Genomic DNA, 18,518 nt, shown 5'->3' with positions numbered 1-18,518 from the left:
GTTCTGAGGCAAAGAGAATTTCCGATCAATTCCTCACCTTGGAGCGTTAGAGCATCAGAGCCTCTCCTCTTCAATTAGCAGTTATATATTTTTTTGACCCAAGAGGTATTCACCTCTACTCCCCATCCCCTCTGCCTCTCTGCCTCTTGTTGACCATTTTCACGTAATTAGTTTATGAAATCTTTATCAGAATAATCCATCAATGAGAGCATGATTTCTATATGATTTAATTTAAAAGCTCTACCAGTGCTTAACCATTTTTACATAATTAGTTCATGGAATCTTTATCATTTTTGACAGTCGATGACCAACCTATTTCTATTGAGGAAGCAGTAAAATACCTCCAAGCCTCTGGAAAATTAGGACAATTTATTGGGGATATTCTCCGCCAGTACGTAATTGAGCAAGAAATACGAAACCGAAATGATATAGAGATTGGCACAGCAATAACTGAACAAGCAATTATTGATTTTAGACTAAACAATCAATTGACTGATCCCCAAAGTTTTCAAGAATGGTTAAAGAGGAATAACACTGATTACACAGCCTTTCATACATCCGTTACTTTTGGTTACAAGCTAGAAAAACTCAAAGCTGTAGTCACAGAACCAAAACTTCCAGAATATTTTATTGAACGGAAGATTTTTTTAGACCGGGTGGTACTTTCTCGAATTGTTGTTGATAATCGGGAACTGGCAGACGAATTACAAATCCAAATTGAAGAAGGAGGCAGCTTTGAGCAACTAGCTAAAGAGTATTCACTTGCAGATGACCGAGTTGTGAACGGCATGATGGGACTAATTAGCCGAGGAAGTCTGCCGGACGCACTACGGGCAGCTATTGATATCGCAAGTCCGGGACAAGTAGTAGGACCAATAGAAATGGCTGGCGGAACCTCCTTCCAAGGAGAAGTACCTTATGGTTTGTTTCGAGTAGAACAATTTCTGCCAGCATCTTTAGAAGATACTCAACTAAAGCAAGCACTACAAAATGAATTGTTTGAGAAATGGCTAGCAGAGAAAATTCAAAAACTGACAGTCAAATTACAAGTGAGTTAAAAATTCTGGATAATGAATCTCTACGATTAGAAGTGCTAGCTTCTTTACCTTGGAATCAACCACCCCTATGTTGGTTGACTCCCGAACAACAATCCCGATTGCAAGATGAATCCCAAGCCCGTCAGTATCGTCTGGGAGATAAAATCTGGTCAAGCGATATCGGTGGTTACCAATTCTTCATTGTGGCTGGTAAAGTGCGTTTGCGAGATGGCGGGGCAAACCCATCTAACGGGCGATCTCAAGAACGCGTTGGCAAACCCATAGCCGCCCTCGATGCAGGGGATTGGTTTGGCGACTTACAAAAGCTGCCTGGGGATTTTAAAGCCGTAGCTGCTAGTAAAGAAGTGATAGTACTGTGTTGGGAGACAACACTGTGGGCAGAATTTTCTCACCCACAAATTCAGGAGTTTTTACAAGCCTTACCAGTGGAGAGGGAACCAGAAAAAGAGACATTTTCCTTTTCTTCCACAGCTCCACTACCCCCCCCTTCCGAAGGGACTCCCCTCCAACCCCAAAAAGGACTCCCAGCCGCCAATCTCATCGTTCCCAATTATCCTTTTGTTGCGAGTTGGAACACTGCTGCTGCATGTTTAACGATGGTGGCGCAACAATTAGAAAACTCTGTGCAACTGGAATGGGTGCAACGCCAACTCCGAGGACAACGCCCAAAACATGTTGTGGAAGCAGCAGAAAAAATGGGTTTAGTGTTGCGGCGGTTGCAAGTCAGTTGGGGTGACTTGCGGCAAATATCGTTTCCAGCTTTATTGTTGTGGAATTCCGACTTACCCCAGAGTCCCTCCTGGGTGGTAGTCTATGGAATTAGAGGCGATCGCGCCATCGTCGCTAATCCTCTAAATCCCGATTGTGCTTGTGAAAGTTTGCCCCAATCAGTAGTCGAGGCATCTTGGGATGGACAACTCTGGCAAGTAGAACTCGTATCCCAGCAAGAACAATTTAACCTCAGTTGGTTTACCCCAGCAGTTTGGAAATATAAGGGATTGCTAGGCGAAGTCTTGCTAGCATCTTTTACCTTGCAGCTTTTAGGGTTAACAACACCACTGATTACCCAAGTTGTGATTGATAAAGTGATGGTGCAGGAGAGTTTGCCGACTCTTGATGTCATGGCGATCGCTCTGCTTTTTGTCGCCGTATTTGAGTCCATACTCGGCATTCTGCGCTTATTTATCTTTACTCACACAGCTCGGCGTCTGGATTTGAGTTTATCAGCACAGCTGTTTCGCCATCTGATGCGTTTGCCTTTGGCTTATTTTGAGTCACGGCGTGTGGGAGACACAGTAGCACGAGTCCAAGAACTCGAACAAATCCGGCAATTTCTTACAGGCACAGCATTAACTGTGATTCTAGATAGCATCTTTGCTGTGGTTTACCTGGCATTGATGTTTTATTATAATGTCCCCCTTACCTTTGTAGCGTTAGCAGTATTGCCCCTGTTTGCTACATTGACCATAGTTGCAACACCAATTCTGCGTAACTGGCTCAACGAAACTTTTAACCGTTCCGCTGATAGTCAATCGTTTTTAGTCGAGACAATCACCGGAATTCACTCCGTTAAAGCCCATGCAGCTGAACCAGTAGCACGCGATCGCTGGGAAGGCTTATTTGCTCGCTTCATCCGCACAGGTTTTAAAGCCTCTACCACCTCCAACATCAGCAGCAATATTGGTGACTTTCTCACCAATTTTTCCACCATGCTGATTCTCTGGTTTGGAGCCAAGTTAGTCATCGAACAAAAGCTCACAGTCGGACAGCTTGTCGCCTTTCAGATGTTGTCCGGTAGAGTCACAGGCCCACTTTTGCGCCTAGTACAATTGTGGCAAACCCTCCAACAAGTCCTACTTTCCGTAGACCGCATTGGTGATATACTCAACGTCTCTCCAGAAGCCGAACAGGGAACTGGGTTAGTTTTACCACCCCTGAAAGGTCAAGTCACCTTCGAGCAAGTATTTTTCCGCTACCGACCGAATTTTGAAGCAGTTCTGCGAGGAATATCTTTCGATGCCGAACCAGGACAATTTGTTGGCATTGTCGGACGCAGCGGTTCCGGTAAAAGTACACTTTCTAAACTATTGCAACGCCTCTATCAAATTGAATCAGGACGCATCCTGATTGATGGTTTTGATATTAAAAGTGCCGACTTAGCATCACTGCGGCAACAAATTAGTGTAGTTCTCCAAGAAGACTTTTTATTTAACGGTTCTATTTTGGAAAATATCACTCTCGGCAATCCCGACATTAGTGCAGAGCAAGTGGTAGAAGCAGCAAGACTAGCCGTAGCCCACGACTTCATCAGTCAACTACCCTACGGTTACGAAACCAATGTGGGTGAACGCGGCACCGCTTTATCCGGTGGGCAGAGACAACGCATTGCCCTAGCAAGGTTATTTCTTTCCCAAGCACCGATTTTAGTTTTGGATGAAGCTACCAGCGCTTTGGATAGTGAAACTGAACAACAAGTACTACAAAACCTGCAAAAAGTTTCCGCTAACCGTACCGTCTTTCTCATTGCTCACCGCTTTGCTCCCCTCAAACGTGCCGACTTAATTTTGGTGTTAGAGCAAGGCGTGATTGCCGAACGTGGTACTCACTCACAGTTATTGCAACAAAAAGGTTTGTACTGGTCACTATATCAACGGCAGCAAGCAAATATATAGTAGGGGCGCACAGCTGTGCATTGGTGTCAACTTAACGCACAACGGGCGGTTAGAAACCGCGTCTACACTAAACTTTACCTGCCTACGCAGGTTTCAAAACCCTTAATTTTCTGTTAGGACAAGGTAGGCGGACTTTGCTTGTGTAGCCCCGAATTCCATTCGCCCAGGGTTAAGTTGACTAACTGCGTTGCCAAATTTTAATTGTCTTATCTAAACTTCCGCTAACCAACATCTCGCCGGAAGCTGTGAAGGCTAATGCTGTAACTATATTTCCATGGCCTGTAAAAGTACCTAGCAATTCTCCGGTTTGCAGATGCCATAATTTGATGGTTTGATCGGCACTACCGCTGGCGATAATTTGTTCATCGGGACTTAAGGCGATCGCATAGACTCTATCTCTATGTCCTTTTAAGGTATGAAGTAATTCCCCAGTCTCTAATTGCCAAATTTTAATCGTTTGATCCCAGCTACCACTCACAAGCAGTTTACCATCTGTACTGATTGCCAAGGAACAAACGATGTGAGAATGACCCATGAGGGTATGCAGCGGTTGTGTGTCTTTTAAACTTTTGATTCCTGTCTGGGGTGAAATGCGCCAAACTTTGATTTTGCGATAGCTACCTGTGACCACTGTTTGCCCGTCTCGACTCAAAACTAGGGAATGAGCAGCTGTATCATCTAAAGAAAGGGCGATCGCTACCTGACGGTGAATCAAATCCCAAAACAGAATTTTTCTGTCATCTCCGCCAGTGGCTAACATTCTCCCATCTGGGGTGAACGCAGCGCACCGCACCACGCCATGATGTTTGTGCAGGATATCTATTAAGTCTAAAGCGCCCACGTGCCAAAGTTTAATTGTCGAGTCTGCACCACAACTCACCAAAGTCTGTCCATCTGAACTAAAAGCTAGGGAATTCACTTCATCCACTAGCCCAGATATCACCCAAGGATACTCTGACAATGTATCTATTAATTCACCTTTGCTTAAATCCCATAGCTTTGTCTCACCACGACTACCACTTGCCAATATGGGTAAGGTGTTGCCATTATTACACCCGGAACTAAAAGCCAAGCAATTAATTCCTCTGTTATGCCCTTGCAAAGTTTGCCAGCATTCCCAGTCACCTACTACTTTTTTCAGAGAATGCTCTGGTGGTAGAGTTTGTATTGTCTCTATCGTCCTCTCATTAATTATTGGCGATGTCTCTTTTTTGCCAATAAGTGATTCTAAATACCAACTCAATCCCCCCGCATATAACAAATTACTGGGAGTAATATATAGTTTCGGTTCAGTGATTTCCAGTTGATTTGTAGGTAAAAAGCCTGTTAGTATACTCTGTTTTTCGTAACCTAATTTACCTGTGGATGGATAAAACAAACAAAGAAAAATTAATACTTGGTGATTTCTCAAATCTTCTTGAGTCACCGTCCATCTAATTTTGTCTTTCTTAATACCATTAAAACTTTCGCCATCGGCAACGTAAATTTGAACACCTAGTTGGGGATTATCTTTGAGTACATAACTAAATTTGCTTTGACCAGATAAATTTCCTTCATCATCTAAAGTGATGCTTTCTAAAGTGTCTTGGGGGATTTTTTTGAGCAACTTGCCTAGACGTTCAGTGATGATGCGATCGACAATTTTTTCCCGTAAAAGATAATCTTGGGCTTGTTGCTGGAAATATTTGGGAAAAGGTATCGTCCAATCCGGTGGTTCCGGATATTCAGGGGGCATGGGCGGCGGATTTTTGGCGAGAACTTCCGCTTGTTCGCGGGAAAGCTCTAGGAGCTTTGCCAATGCCTCGCCCCAAAATGCCATAATTTCTGTGTGGCAACCTTTGACTTGACTTTCGAGCAAAGACAAATCGTAAGTTTTGGGTTTTTTCACACGTTGAAGGAAGTCACTTTGTTGAGCTTTGAGTAAGCTAATCCAATCCATCTGCATTAGAGGGGCGCACTATTGCATACCTAAGGTAAGCTATACCAATTGAATTACACAAGTCTATAATTTTGAGTTAATTAAAAATTCAGTAATTTTAGTAGTCTAATAAAACACAAGTATGAGCATATGTATAGCACTGAGACATTTCATGAACAGATGTAGCTGAGCTACATAGAATTTAGATGTTATCAACTAATTCTAACGGACATGGAAAACAAGATACTGTCTCTAGGGAAACAGTTCTAGCAGTCAGCCAAACCTGATGAACCCAGGTTAAAAAAGTTCGTAGTAAACACTTTAGTGCTGAGATAGAGACTAATACTCAAACAATTATTAATCAGTAAAGCAAAAACTTTTTCTCTAAAGAGCAAATACTCAAATGTTTGTAGCTGTAGTTGGCTGCAAGTAGTTGCCGGAATACAAGCCCAGCTCCAGCAGTGGCGGATAAGTTTATTGCTATTGTAAGATTGCAGCCGTCTCCAACATACCCGGAGCGATCGCTATCCCCACAGATTAATAGACAAAACATAGTATAGGGCGACAATGCAAAAACTTCTTTTTGATGACAAAGATCGCTTTAGAGCGCAAGCCCTATTCCTTGGTAAGAAGATTAACCTACAGAAATTGGAAAATTACGTTTGCTTGGCGACTATGCCAGTCATGGTTACAGTAGGTGAACACGGCTGTGCGGTGCTGCTGGGCTATGGTGCAGTTGTTCTGTTTAACCTTGAGCCTGGAGAAAAAGTAGCCTTTTTGACCAAACTATCCCCTCAAGTTAGTGATTCTTTTACTGAGCCGGAAACAGAAGAAGTAGAAGTTCATCTCAATATTGTCGAAAGTGAGCGAGTTAAGGAAGGAAAAATTTTACTGCATGAATTTAGTGTAGAGCGTTTACAGATAGTGGCTGATATTCTTGCTAAAAGTGTTGTTTTGTCTCATTATGAAACGAGTCTAGCAACTGTATTCGATCAAATTGAACCGTTTGCAGCTAGTCTCCAGAGTGACAACAGGAGTAAACGCAAGAGTCGGGAATTATTGCGTCAACTTGGGACTACTCTGTTAGTTCAACATAAAATTGTAGGTCGAGTAGAGATTATTGATAAGCCAGAGTTGCTGTGGGAGTCCCCACAGCTAGAAAACTTATATCTGCGGTTGGAGGATGAATACGAAATCCGTGAGCGTCACAATGCCTTAGAACGAAAACTAGAGCTAATTTCCCAAACTGCACAAATTGTGCTGGAGTTCATGCAGCATAGCAGTAGCCAGCGAGTAGAGTGGTATGTGGTAATTCTTATTGTGGTGGAAATTCTGCTGTCGCTGTACGACATCATTTTTAAAGGCTAACGCTTAGTAGGTCTACACTTGAGCAGAACTAGCTAGATTTTATGGCAATACGATTCAGTTAAGGCTAAAACTCTTTGTTAAAGTCAATTTTTTAACGAACCGCAAAGGACGCAAAGGACGCAAAGTAAAAGAAGGAAGAGAAGAAAGAAATGCTTAACTGAACTGTATTGGATTTTATGGAACTGCGATCTACCCCCAATTATTACTGCCAATCTTGTGATAAAATCCCTTGAACATAAATAGTTAATACTATGACAAGTGCATCTTACATTTTTCTGGCTGGCGCAAGTCGCGGTGTTGGTTGGGAAATTGCCCAATACTTGAGGGCGCAACAGCTAAAGGTAAAAGCACTCCTGAGAACAGTAACAGTTGCTAGTGAACTAGAAAAAATCGGTATTCAAATAGTTCAGGGAGATGCCTTAAATGTTGGCGATGTAGAACGTGCAATATTAGCAGATGAACCTATTGACACTATTATCAGTACAATTGGCGGTTTACCAACAGACACAGAAAGACCAGATTACCCCGGGAATAAAAATCTGATTGACGCAGCAGTGAAAGCTGGAGTCCAAAAGTTTATTCTTGTGTCTTCCATTGGTGCTGGAAATAGTGTGAGTGCTTTGTCTCCTCAGGTTTTAGCAGCACTGGGTACAGTTTTAGCTGAGAAAAACAAAGCCGAAGAACACTTAATTGCCAGCGGACTGACTTACACCATCATCCGTCCTGGTGGACTCAAGTCAGAACCAGCAACAGGAAATGGCGTTTTAACTGAAGATCCGCGCATTATTGGTAGCATCAATCGCGCAGATGTAGCGCAGTTAGTTTGTCGCTGTTTAAATAGCAATGGCGCCGATCGTAAAATCTTGTCAGCAGTAGACCGAAATATGCTATTTGGGCAAACAGAATTTGCAGAATTTAATTTGGATTAATCGCCAATTAGGCACGCCAACGAAGTATCTGACCTTTAACAGGGTTGACAAATTCCCGTTTTTCTGAAATTGACCGAGCATATTCTCGCTTCAACTGGTAGTACCACTGCGCCTGCATGTCTGAGTCTTTAATTAATCGCAGCACAGGATTATATTTGAGTCCAATTTGCTGTTTTTCCACCACTGTTCGGTCTTGACCAAGGAAAGTCTCCGCTAGAACATGCAGCAGTGGCTTAAAAAAGCCTGGCCAAGAAAGTGTCCAGTAAAAAGCAGATGTTACTTCCGTTTCTGTGTCTGAAATGGGTGTAACTGTCGTTAAATTAACGACTCTATGCTTGCCAATTGTAGTTTCTTCGACTCTGATTCCAGGTAAACGAAAAGAAATCTCTGTTTCTGGTACACCACCACCAATCAGCAAATATAATCGCCCCCCATTGGCTGGCAATTTGTGTCGCCGCATTGTAAAGCCGTAGGGCGAAGCATCAAATTGCTTCACTTCTTCATGCAATTGCTCATTTCGCCACCACCAAGCTCGATGAACATAAGGTGAATGAGCGGGGTCCATTAAACCCACCACTGCATGATCGATAAAACAGGGGAAGCGCATAACGTGTACAAACTGTGGCGATGATCGCTCATCAAATCCCGGAATCACCGGAATCTCCATTTCAGGAGGCTCAGGGCGATCGCCATCGGGCATATATATCCAAATATTTCCTTGGGCTTCCCTGACTGCATAGGATTGGACATTGAAGCGACTCAAATCCATCTGCTGATCTTCCACAAGAGACGGTATGACAGTACACCCCCCACCAGAGTTAAAGCGCCAACCGTGGTAGCAACATTCCACTTCCTGTCCATCGAATCTACCACAACTAAGGGGTACACCACGATGGGGGCAAATGTCGGTCATCGCTGAGACTTTGCCATCGCGATCGCGAATTAACAGCACCGGTTCTCCCAACAAAACGCGGCTAACCATCATACCTGGCTTAATCTGATTACTAGGCAAAGCATAGTACCAAATATTACGCAAGAAAAAGTTATCGTTATTTTTCATCGAATTGAATTTCACTATTGACCTGTTAATAACTGTTTGATGACTACTGTTAACTGTTTTAATACTTGTGGCGATATGATTCAGAGTGTTTTTCTGGGCATCTTATATATTACAAGTTATGTAAAACGATAAATCAGATGGGGCAGCCGCAAAAACCTATAGCCGCTGAACAGCAGATCCTTTCATTGGGGCGTGTCCTTCAGAGCCTCAGGGAAGAAGATGATGTTGATGTTCTGATTGAAATTATTATTTCTTATCTTCAAGAACAGTTTGACTATAAATTAATTTGGATTGCTCTTTACGATCGCCTGAATCACATCTTGTTTGGTAAAGGTGGTATCATTCCTCACAAAGATACAAGCTTTTTACACCAAAAAGTTGTTATTAGTCCTGGGGATTTATTAGAGCAAGTAGTAATTGAACAGCATCCCTTGGGTGTAGCTGATTTGCGGGCTGAAATCCGCGCCGCTGAATGGCGAAAAGTTGCAGAAAAATTCCAGATCCAAGGAACAATCATTATACCAATTCGCTATAAAGACCGTTGTTTAGGTTTGCTGTTACTGGGTTCAGAACGCTGGGGCTACCTGCTGACAGGGGAAGCAAAAGCACGTTTGATGATGGTTTTAGGCGAACTGGGCGCACTGCTTTATCAACATGAAATCCATTTGCAGCAAAAGCAAGCCAAGCGAACGGACGAGCCATTATTAGAATTGCTAGAAAATTTACACAACCTCAGTAACTTAAATCAAAAACTAGAAGTAGCGGTGCAAGCAACCCATAAATTTATCTCTCCTAATCGAACAAATGTCTACTGGTTTGAGCGGGAAGGGCGCTATTTTTGGTGTCGCATGAGCAATCAACTTGTGAAAATCGATCCCAATTCTAACACTCGACCAGCAGCGGGAATGACGGTGCAGGAATTGAGCGATTTTTATTATGCTTTGGCAGTGAACCAAATTGTTTCCGTTGGTGATGCTCGCAGTTCCTTAGCAAGTCATTTTACAGCAAAATTGCTGCAACGGTTGAAAGTGCGATCGCTCTTAGCTGCTCCAATTATCTGGCAAAAAAACTTGCTGGGTTTTCTGGCGGTGGAAAGTAATGAACCCCGCATCTGGACGGAAACAGACAAAAATTTTGTCCAAGGTGCAGCTGGGTTGATTTCCCTGATTGCTCCCAGCGAAAGCACCGAAAGCACCATCAAACAAATCCAAGAAGATGCTCAACTAACTAGTCAGGTAGCCCAAGGTATTTATAGCGAACATGACCTCCAGGAAACTTTGCAAATTTGTGCTAAGAAAGTTTTAGCTCGATTTGGTGCTACCCGCTTTTTGCTATTGCAGCATGACACCGAGCAGAATAATTATCAATTTATTTATCAAAGTCAGCCCCATAATCGCCGACCGTTAAAATTTGCCTTTGATACTCTCAAAGAATTAGATGGGCAACTTTTGCAACGTTCAGATCAAGCGGTGGAGATTGAGAACTTAGACGAAGATTTACGCTTTTTTAATTGGCGTCCCTTGTTGTTAGAAAATGGCGTGCGATCGCTACTGATTTGTAAATGCCTCCAGGGTCAAATACCACCAGCACTTTTAGTCATCGCTCATGAAAGCCATCGTTCTTGGACAACCTCAGAAAAAGAATTGCTTTGGACTGTCAGTCAACAAATTGGTGTAATTATTCGTCAGTGGCAATTGCACAACCGCACCCAACACCAGCAAAAGATTTCCCAGGCATTTGAGCGATCGCTAAACATTCTGGCACAACCGCAAAACAGCAAAATCGAAGCCGGAAAAAAACACTTAGAACTGACAGTACTCGAACAAATTGCAACGATTCTCGGCTGTCCATTAGCGGTACTACTTTCCTGGTCGCCTGGTGAAGATTTGGCAGAAATTATACCTGGAGTAACTAGCAGTAGCCAATTTGGGATTTTTGCCGATGCATCAATTTCCATTCGGACTGAGGCGCTGATTCAGTGGGCACTAGATACAGAAAGTTACCTGACTTTGAAGGTAGATGATTTGCCTGGGGAAACTCGCAAATGGCTAAATACAGCCGACAAAGGTCAAATTTTCGTGATGGCCTTACGTACTAATACTGACCATGAAACCACAGGTGTAGTTTTATTGGCAGACACTCAAGAGCGTCGCTGGTCAGAACAAAGCCTGAATACCACAGCAACTCTGATTTCTCAATTAGCTTGGTGGCGTCGTCAAAAGCAAATTAACCAACTTCTAGAGTCCACAACCGAAGAATTACGACAACTCAACTGGTACAAACACCGTCGCCTAGAGGAAATCCAAAGAATAACAGCCGTATCTCTGAGTCAAATACGTGATTTAGGCATTCCTACAAATGAACTGACTCAGATGCGCTACCAGCTTTTACTCAGGCAGTTAGACCACACAGCCACCTCCATGAGTGGATTGCTAAAACTAGAGCAATGGCAGCTACACAAGAGTTGGGAAACTATGCCCATAGCCAGTTTATTAAAGCGATCGCTCGAACGCATCGATAATTTACTCAAACAGCAAAAACTGTGGATTGGTGTACATGGTTTGGGACAACCCATTGAGGATGGAGAATCACCAAAAAGCTGTTTATTACCCAAAGGTGTTCCTAGCTCCAACCCTCAACCTGCAATGGCGATCGCAGGCGATATCATGAAAATTGAATTAGTGATCCATGAATTGTTGATTAATGCCTGTAACCGTTCTCCAATCGGCGGCAGAATTGACATTTGGTGTCGCCGTTTGACTGACCATCAGCCCACAGATCCCAAAAGAAATCCATCAGAACTTGGGCAGGATTCTGCTGTGAGAATACGGACTGAACATCGGACATTCCTAGAACTGTCGATTACACACAACGGGGCGATCGAACCACAGCTACTAACAGAGTTAAATAAAAATACACTTAAAGATGTTCTTGCCCCCTCTAACCTCAACCAACCACCAGGTTTACACCTACTAATTTGCCAAAACCTCATGCAGGAACTAGGAGGAGAGTTGAATTTCTATCAATTACCCGATAATCGCGTAGTTAGCCGATTGATTTTGCCCTTAGCGGGTAGTGATTATTAAATATACAGCAGAATTCAGAATTCAGGAGTTGTAAATTTATGTTACGCAGATGTTTGAAAACCCTTGATTTTACGTTGTTTCAATACCGATTTGAGCGTCTCCTCTCTTGTGAAAACATCACCAAAAAAGGTCATTAATGGGCAAGTTTGGGGGACTTAATAGGGCGAAGAGTTGATTTTAGCGTGCAATAATTTGAATGCTTCAACACCATTTTTGGGCAAGTTAGTAAATTGTTAAAAGACGTTTCGTAACATTTGTTTACAACCTGTCCCATTTTGCACATACCTCGGCGGCTACCCGATATGTGCTTACATCCCGAAGAAATTCCTCCTATTCCTGACGCTCGCCAACAGTGTCCTAGCTGCTTTTCCCCCATTTAGTCTTGACAAACGTGCAATTATTTCTCACGGAGGTTCAGCCCCCAGTTATCCTGCAAGCTCTTGGGAATTGTGAATTCCGTCTTTTGTCCTTCCCGCTCGAGGTAATGCAGTCCCTCAATCAGCCTGCGTGAGAATGCGCCGCTGATCCGCGCCGCCACCTTCGAGCGATCCTGCATCTCGTCGGTGACTCCAAAAATCCAGCGCAGCGGACGTAAAAAGTGCCGAGTCCAATCGGCGCGTTCGATACCAACCGCTTCAACCACCCGTTCGTCGCAGAGATCGCGGATGAGCGTGGGAACAATACCATCGAACATCTTGCCGGGAACGCGTTCCTTCATATAATCAACCAGCGCAGCAGTCAGTTCTCGCCCGGCATCTGACGGAGCTGCATGATGGGCGAGTATCGCATCCCACAACGCTTTGCCATCCTCGACATCACGGGGTAGCATGTCCTCCTGAATTCCCATTATGCAGCCAATGACACACCAACAGTGAAAGAACGCGGCCTCTTCCTCCGTGGTAAAGTCCAGTCCCAGCTTGGTCAAGACCTGGGGTAAGAGTGCAAAGGATAGCATCGTACCAGCCAAGTCTTCCTGGTTAATGGGAACACCGTACTCAGCAAGCCAGCGGGGATATTGCCGCATGTGGTAGCGAATTGTGGTGTGCAGCAGACGGATCTTTTGAGCCGTGCGTACCCCACGACCATTTGGCTCCAACCCACCATCGGCCATAACATCGAGGACAAACTGCGCGGTTTCGATGAGGCGTTGATGTACCCTTTTGGTGATCCGGTGTGTCAAACTCAGCACCTGCGCTCCCTTGGCACAGGAGTAGCACGAAGGCAACGACCAGCAAAACAACGCCATCGTCATTTGCATACCATAACGCGAGAACAGTTGCTGGCCGAGCCGGATCTGCTCCTGATCCGCCCATGAAGGCCAGTCATCTGTGGTATTGAGGAAATCTTCGAGCTCGTCAGGCATTTCGACTGCCACCAAGTCATCGTTGTTTTGAATGTCTTTTAGGAGTTTATTTACAGCGTCCACCTCATTCAGCCCAAAGATATTCTCAATGACGGAATCGGCTTGCGGATCACCGATTTCACGATACGAGTCTAGGGTGTTGCGGGTCCATCGGCTTGATAACATGGGTCTTGAACTCCGTAGTTTTTTTGAAAAATAAGTTAAGTGGGCAGAAAAATTTATAAGTATTGAACAAAGAACAAGTTACTAAGCCCATGTGGGTTGTCACTCAGGTAGAAATCAGCAATTCCTAGTGCGTGTTTTCAAACTCGTTATATCGTATAAAAAAAGGCGATCGCTGTCTAGTCACGATCAACCGAGAAGACTTAAGTAACGAGCAGTGGGAGAGGTTAAAATCGTTTCAGTAGACCGAAAAGTTTTCCAGAAACTGATTCACTTGGGTTTTCCTACTCCGTCTTCCCTACTCCCTCGTTAACCAGTCCCCAGTAAAGAGTCCCTAGTCCCTTGCTATACTACGCAAAACCTGTCCCTCACCGACTCGGAGAGGGACAGACTTGAACTTTAGTTCAAGGCAGGGAGAGGTTCGTCGAATTCATGTTAATGGAAGAGGGTTATGTCATGTTCGGTTGAAGACTTATGATTAAGATTGACGGGTGGACGCTCTGATGCAGGGACACAGAGAAATTTTAATAATAAGTAATCATTCTAACTTAGTATCACTAATTAATTCAGAATTCAGAATTCTGACTCCTGAATTTTCCTCGATCACAATCCCAACACCTCCATTGATTTTTCAAGTACTTCTTTGGGGCGAAATGGTTTAGTCAAATATAAATCTGCACCAACCTCAATTCCTTTTTGTTTATCAAATTCCTGTCCTTTGGCTGTCAAAATTATGATGTAAATGTCAGTCATTTGTAACTCGTGTTTCACAATCTGGCAGACTTTTAAACCATTCATTTTAGGCATCATCACATCAAGAAAAACCAGATTTGGCTTTTCAGTTTTAATCATTTCGAGAGCTTCTTCACCATTTCTAGCGGTTAAAAGTTCCACCCCTTCGTCTTCTAAATTTTCTAGGGCTTGTTCCATCAAAATCAAGATATTGGGTTCATCGTCAACAATCAGAATTTTTTGGGTCATAGGATTGGGGAGTGGGGTATGGGAAAGAGGACACGGAGACGCGGGGACGGGGGGAGGCTCTTAAGGAAGACGATGGGGAACAAGCGGAAAGAATTGTTAGAATTTGTCCCCTCATCTCCCTCATCTCCCTCATCTCCCTATTCCCTACTCCCCACTCCCCATTATCTAAATTAGTTATCGGACAGCATGATGAAGAATACATTTTCCAACCCTTTCTCAAAGCGTAGGGTTTTGACTAAATCGGCTTCTTGGGAGAACATAGAATCTATAATGATCATGTCAGGTTTAGCTGACAAAGCTTTATGGATGCATTCTTGGGGATTGGAAGCTTCAATTACGCTGTATCCCTGAGTTTGTAGCACATCTGATAGGATTTTTAAAGTTGAGGCATTTTTATCTACAACCAATACCTTTTTACTGGAAGTGCCTTGAGAAAGTAGTAAGCCAATTTCGCCAAGGAGTTTTTCTGTGTTGATGGGTTTGGTGAGATAGCGGTCAATACCGATATGGTAACCGCGTTCTTTGTTTTCAATAATTGACAAAATGATGATGGGAATATCTGCGGTATGAGGATCGTTTTTGAGGACAGCAGCTACATCAAAACCGTTGATTTGAGGCATCATCACGTCCAAAAGAATCAAATCCGGACGGGCTGTTTTGATTTGATGAATTGCATCCACGCCGTCTTTAGCTTCCCGAACGTTGTAGCCTTCGTTTTCTAGTTGTTGACGCAGTAGTTCTCGAATGTTGGCATCATCATCTACCACCAAAATGGTTTTGCGATTTTCGTGCAGTACAGCAGTTGTGGTGATGACGTGTTCTTTGAGTTGTTTGACTAGGGCATCTAGATTCAGTTTGGCACTGGTTTTGTGATTGCTGGTGTAAATGGGAATGATAAAAGAAAACGTACTACCTTTACCAAGCTCACTCTCTACCCAGATTCTACCGCCGTGATGTTCAACGATTTGTTTGCAGATGGGCAATCCTAAGCCTGTACCTTTGGGTTTGTCGGTGAGGGTGTCGCCGACTTGCCGGAATTTCTCGAACACTTTTGGCTGGTCTTCAGCCGTAATGCCAACGCCTGTGTCAATGATACTAATGCAAATGGCGTTGTTCTGTTGTTTGATGCGGCAAGTAATAGAACCAAATTCGGTAAACTTGATGGCATTAGAAATCAAGTTGATTAGGACTTGCAATAGACGGTTGCGATCGCCTATTACTTGAGGTAATTCTGCTTCAATTTCGGTAATTAGCTCTAAGCCGTTGGTTTCAAACAATGCCGCTGTGGAAGTAGTTGCCCAATCTAGTAACTCGGTTGGATCGATGGGCTGCATTTGCCATTCCACTTTACCTGCTTCCATCTTGGCAATGTCTAAAACATCGTTAATCAAAGATGTCAGCCGTTCTGCCTCAGATACAATAATGTTGAGATTGTCACCTACCCGTTTGATTGTTTTCTGAAGCTTGCGGTCTTCGCTAGAAAGTATAGGAAACACATCGGTTTCTAGCTTTTCTTTAATAATGGAGGCAAAACCAAGGACAGAAGTCAGTGGCGTCCGCAATTCGTGAGAAACCGTGGAAATGAAATCGGTCTTCATCTTGTCGATTTCCTTTTCCGCAGTCACATCTCGAATCAGCAATGCCGAACCAAAGCAGGCGGTAGGTTCATTGGCTACCGCCCTTTTAAAGATGGCGGTGGCCACTGCCTGACCGATACGTTCTTTTGCCAAAATAACTTCAGCAGCAAACACCTCGCTGGCATGGGACTGAGTTTTTTGAACCAAATCTGCTAAACCAGATATCGGTAGTTCATGATAGTGACCTTTGACGGTGTTGGCTGTCAATCCATACATGGCTAAAAAGGCAGGATTGAAGTGGGTAATTTGTCCGGTGATGTCTGTGACTAACAAACCATCCGCTAAGTTGTCTAAAATGGCGTTTAAACCCTGGGCTTCTGCTAGGGTATTTTCCAGGGCAGCTGTCCGTTCTGCAACTCTGGCTTCTAGTTCTTGATTCAGTTGCCGCAGAGCAATTTCTGCTTGTTTGCGGGCACTAATATCAGTATTGATTTCTAGAACAGCACAAGGCTGACCAGAAATGCTCCGTTGCAGAGTCCATCGGCTTTGAACCGTAATTAGCTTATCATTGCGGCCGAGGTGCTGGACTTCTCCTTCCCAATTGCCTTGCTGTAATAATTCTGCGACGATCGCTTCTTTTGGTTGAGAAAAAGTTTTTTTGAGTAATGTGTAAATGTATTGGTCTTTTGCTTCCTCGCGCGTCCAGCCGTAAAGCCTTTGTGCGCCTTGATTCCAGTACAAGATTTTGTCGGTCATGTCGCGGACGATGATGGCATCACTGGAATGATTTAACATATCCATCAGCCGTTGATTTTCTGCTTCTGCTAGCTTGCGATCGTGAATATCGGTGCAAGTGCCAATCCATTCCCGAATGCTACCGTCTACTTCCAGGATAGGAGTACCACAAACAGAAAAATGGCGGTATGTACCATCCTTTCCACGTAATCGGAATTCGGTTTGATATAAACTCCGGTTTGCCACAGCCACACTCCAAGCTTCCGCGGTGTGGGCACGGTCATCGGGGTGAATAACATCAAGCCAGCCCGATCCCTGAAATTCCGCTTCAGTTTGACCAGTGTACGCCATCCAGCTGAGCATTTCACTGGTTATTCCCACTCCTTCCGGTGTAGCCACCCAGACAATTTGTGAAATAGTATTTATCAGAGAGCGAAACCGTTGTTCGCTCTGTTGCAGAGTTTGTTCGGCTAGCTTGCGATCGTGAATATCAGTGCAAGTACCTACCCACTCTTGGATGCTACCGTCTTCCTCTAAGACAGGAACACCACAGACCCAAAAGTAGCGATAAGTGCCATCTTTGGCACGAACCCGATATTCAACTTCATATAGGCTGCGATTGGCCACAGCGGCACTCCAAACTTCGGCAGTGTGGAGGCGGTCATCTGGATGAACAGCATCAATCCAACCCCAACCATCGGCTTCGGCTACACTCTGACCTGTATAGGCTCTCCAGTTCGACATATCTGCCTTTTGCAGTCCTTCAGGATTGGTAATCCAAACCATTTGGGAAGTAGCTGTCACCAGAGAGCGATAACGTTTTTCCAGATACTGATTTTCGGCTTCTGCTAACTTGCGATCGTGAATATCAGTGCAGGTGCCAATCCACTCTTGAACACTGCCGTCTTCTTCAATCACCGGGGCACCCCAGACCCAGAAGTAGCGATAATTACCATCCTTGCCACGAATTCGGTATTCAATTTGATAAAGACTGCGGTTGGCTACAGCAGCACTCCACACTTCTCCGGTGTAGCCGCGATCGTCGGGATGAACGGCATCAATCCAGCCTCCATTCTCAGCTTCTGCTAAACTTTGACCTGTATAGGCAATCCAGCTTTCCAGTTCAAAGCAAATTCCTTCTGGTGTGCTGACCCAAACTATTTGGGTGTTAGTTGTTACCAAAGAACGGTATCGTGCTTCGCTCTGTTTCAAGATTTTTTCGGACTCTTGGCGTTCTTGGTGGGCACCCTTGAGGTCGCTAATGTCCTCCACAGTTGATAAAATTAGGCGATCGCCATCTTTCTCAACTAACACAAGAGAAAGCCTGACTGGAACTAAATGCCCGTCTTTGTGGATGTACTCTTTCTCACAAGGTGCGTAGCGGCCAGTCTGTTCTAGGCTCTCTAGGATCGCTGACTCGGCGGCATACTTTTGGGGCATCATCTCCCAGTAGTTAAGATTCAGGGTTTCTGGGACAGTGCGCCCCACAATCGCCCCATAAGCGGGATTGATATCAATCAGTGTCCCATCGATGCGGCACACTACCATACCAACTGGACATTGTTCAAATAGCTGACGGTAGTATTCATCAACTTGGCTAGACATGGTT

At 44.1% G+C, this 18,518-nt stretch carries 10 protein-coding genes; 5 read left to right on the top strand and 5 right to left on the bottom strand.

From position 1 onward, the window contains the following. Nucleotides 1–275: 275 nt before the first annotated feature. On the top strand, nt 276–1,058 hold the full coding sequence (locus tag IQ276_RS17415; RefSeq protein ID WP_190881628.1) for a peptidylprolyl isomerase: 783 nt from the start codon (nt 276–278) through the stop codon (nt 1,056–1,058). Next, complete coding sequence (locus IQ276_RS17410; protein WP_193913389.1) at nt 1,007–3,730, top strand: type I secretion system permease/ATPase; 2,724 nt, start codon at nt 1,007–1,009, stop codon at nt 3,728–3,730. The genes IQ276_RS17415 and IQ276_RS17410 overlap by 52 nt, the downstream gene beginning before the upstream one ends. A gap of 178 nt (nt 3,731–3,908) precedes the next feature. On the opposite strand, the gene IQ276_RS17405 is transcribed toward IQ276_RS17410, so the two are convergent. Continuing rightward, complete coding sequence (locus IQ276_RS17405) at nt 3,909–5,675, bottom strand: WD40 repeat domain-containing protein (RefSeq protein WP_193913387.1); 1,767 nt, start codon at nt 5,673–5,675, stop codon at nt 3,909–3,911. 540 nt (nt 5,676–6,215) lie between these two features. On the opposite strand from IQ276_RS17405, the gene IQ276_RS17400 reads away from it, so the two are divergent. Next, on the top strand, nt 6,216–7,016 hold the full coding sequence (locus IQ276_RS17400; RefSeq protein ID WP_193913385.1) for an RMD1 family protein: 801 nt from the start codon (nt 6,216–6,218) through the stop codon (nt 7,014–7,016). A 251-nt stretch (nt 7,017–7,267) separates the two neighbouring features. Further along, on the top strand, nt 7,268–7,945 hold the full coding sequence (locus IQ276_RS17395; protein WP_193913383.1) for an SDR family oxidoreductase: 678 nt from the start codon (nt 7,268–7,270) through the stop codon (nt 7,943–7,945). Between the two features lie 7 nt (nt 7,946–7,952). Here the strand turns inward: IQ276_RS17395 and IQ276_RS17390 are convergent, their stop codons facing one another. Next, the gene (locus tag IQ276_RS17390) at nt 7,953–9,005 is read right to left on the bottom strand and encodes a Rieske 2Fe-2S domain-containing protein (RefSeq protein WP_193913381.1); all 1,053 of its coding nucleotides are present in this window, start codon (nt 9,003–9,005) and stop codon (nt 7,953–7,955) included. A 137-nt stretch (nt 9,006–9,142) separates the two neighbouring features. Between IQ276_RS17390 and IQ276_RS17385 the strand changes: the two genes are divergently transcribed. Then, complete coding sequence (locus tag IQ276_RS17385; RefSeq protein WP_193913379.1) at nt 9,143–12,091, top strand: sensor histidine kinase; 2,949 nt, start codon at nt 9,143–9,145, stop codon at nt 12,089–12,091. 397 nt (nt 12,092–12,488) lie between these two features. Here the strand turns inward: IQ276_RS17385 and IQ276_RS17380 are convergent, their stop codons facing one another. The 3 genes from IQ276_RS17380 to IQ276_RS17370 all read right to left on the bottom strand — a co-directional run bounded on the left by IQ276_RS17380 (nt 12,489) and on the right by IQ276_RS17370 (nt 18,514). Further along, nucleotides 12,489–13,619, bottom strand: coding sequence for an oxygenase MpaB family protein (locus IQ276_RS17380; RefSeq protein ID WP_193913377.1), 1,131 nt, complete (start codon nt 13,617–13,619; stop codon nt 12,489–12,491). Nucleotides 13,620–14,219: 600 nt separating this feature from the next. After that, nucleotides 14,220–14,597 (bottom strand): response regulator transcription factor, encoded by a 378-nt coding sequence (locus tag IQ276_RS17375; RefSeq protein ID WP_190880156.1) that lies wholly within the window; start codon nt 14,595–14,597, stop codon nt 14,220–14,222. 170 nt (nt 14,598–14,767) lie between these two features. Next, the gene (locus tag IQ276_RS17370; protein WP_193923489.1) at nt 14,768–18,514 is read right to left on the bottom strand and encodes a PAS domain S-box protein; all 3,747 of its coding nucleotides are present in this window, start codon (nt 18,512–18,514) and stop codon (nt 14,768–14,770) included. Nucleotides 18,515–18,518 lie beyond the last annotated feature (4 nt).

The sequence above is a fragment of the Desmonostoc muscorum LEGE 12446 genome (genome assembly GCF_015207005.2).
Classification (GTDB): domain Bacteria; phylum Cyanobacteriota; class Cyanobacteriia; order Cyanobacteriales; family Nostocaceae; genus Nostoc; species Nostoc muscorum.
Note: the sequence above shows the minus strand (reverse complement) of the source record. Positions and strands in the feature narration are given on the sequence as shown.

Coding starts and splice junctions, on each gene's coding strand:
- IQ276_RS17400 (WP_193913385.1), top strand. CDS start 6,216: ATGCAAAAACTTCTTTTTGATGACAAAGATCGCTTTAGAGCGCAAGCC.
- IQ276_RS17375 (WP_190880156.1), bottom strand. CDS start 14,597: ATGACCCAAAAAATTCTGATTGTTGACGATGAACCCAATATCTTGATT.
- IQ276_RS17385 (WP_193913379.1), top strand. CDS start 9,143: ATGGGGCAGCCGCAAAAACCTATAGCCGCTGAACAGCAGATCCTTTCA.
- IQ276_RS17370 (WP_193923489.1), bottom strand. CDS start 18,514: ATGTCTAGCCAAGTTGATGAATACTACCGTCAGCTATTTGAACAATGT.
- IQ276_RS17380 (WP_193913377.1), bottom strand. CDS start 13,619: ATGTTATCAAGCCGATGGACCCGCAACACCCTAGACTCGTATCGTGAA.
- IQ276_RS17390 (WP_193913381.1), bottom strand. CDS start 9,005: ATGAAAAATAACGATAACTTTTTCTTGCGTAATATTTGGTACTATGCT.
- IQ276_RS17410 (WP_193913389.1), top strand. CDS start 1,007: ATGGCTAGCAGAGAAAATTCAAAAACTGACAGTCAAATTACAAGTGAG.
- IQ276_RS17415 (WP_190881628.1), top strand. CDS start 276: ATGGAATCTTTATCATTTTTGACAGTCGATGACCAACCTATTTCTATT.
- IQ276_RS17395 (WP_193913383.1), top strand. CDS start 7,268: ATGACAAGTGCATCTTACATTTTTCTGGCTGGCGCAAGTCGCGGTGTT.
- IQ276_RS17405 (WP_193913387.1), bottom strand. CDS start 5,675: ATGCAGATGGATTGGATTAGCTTACTCAAAGCTCAACAAAGTGACTTC.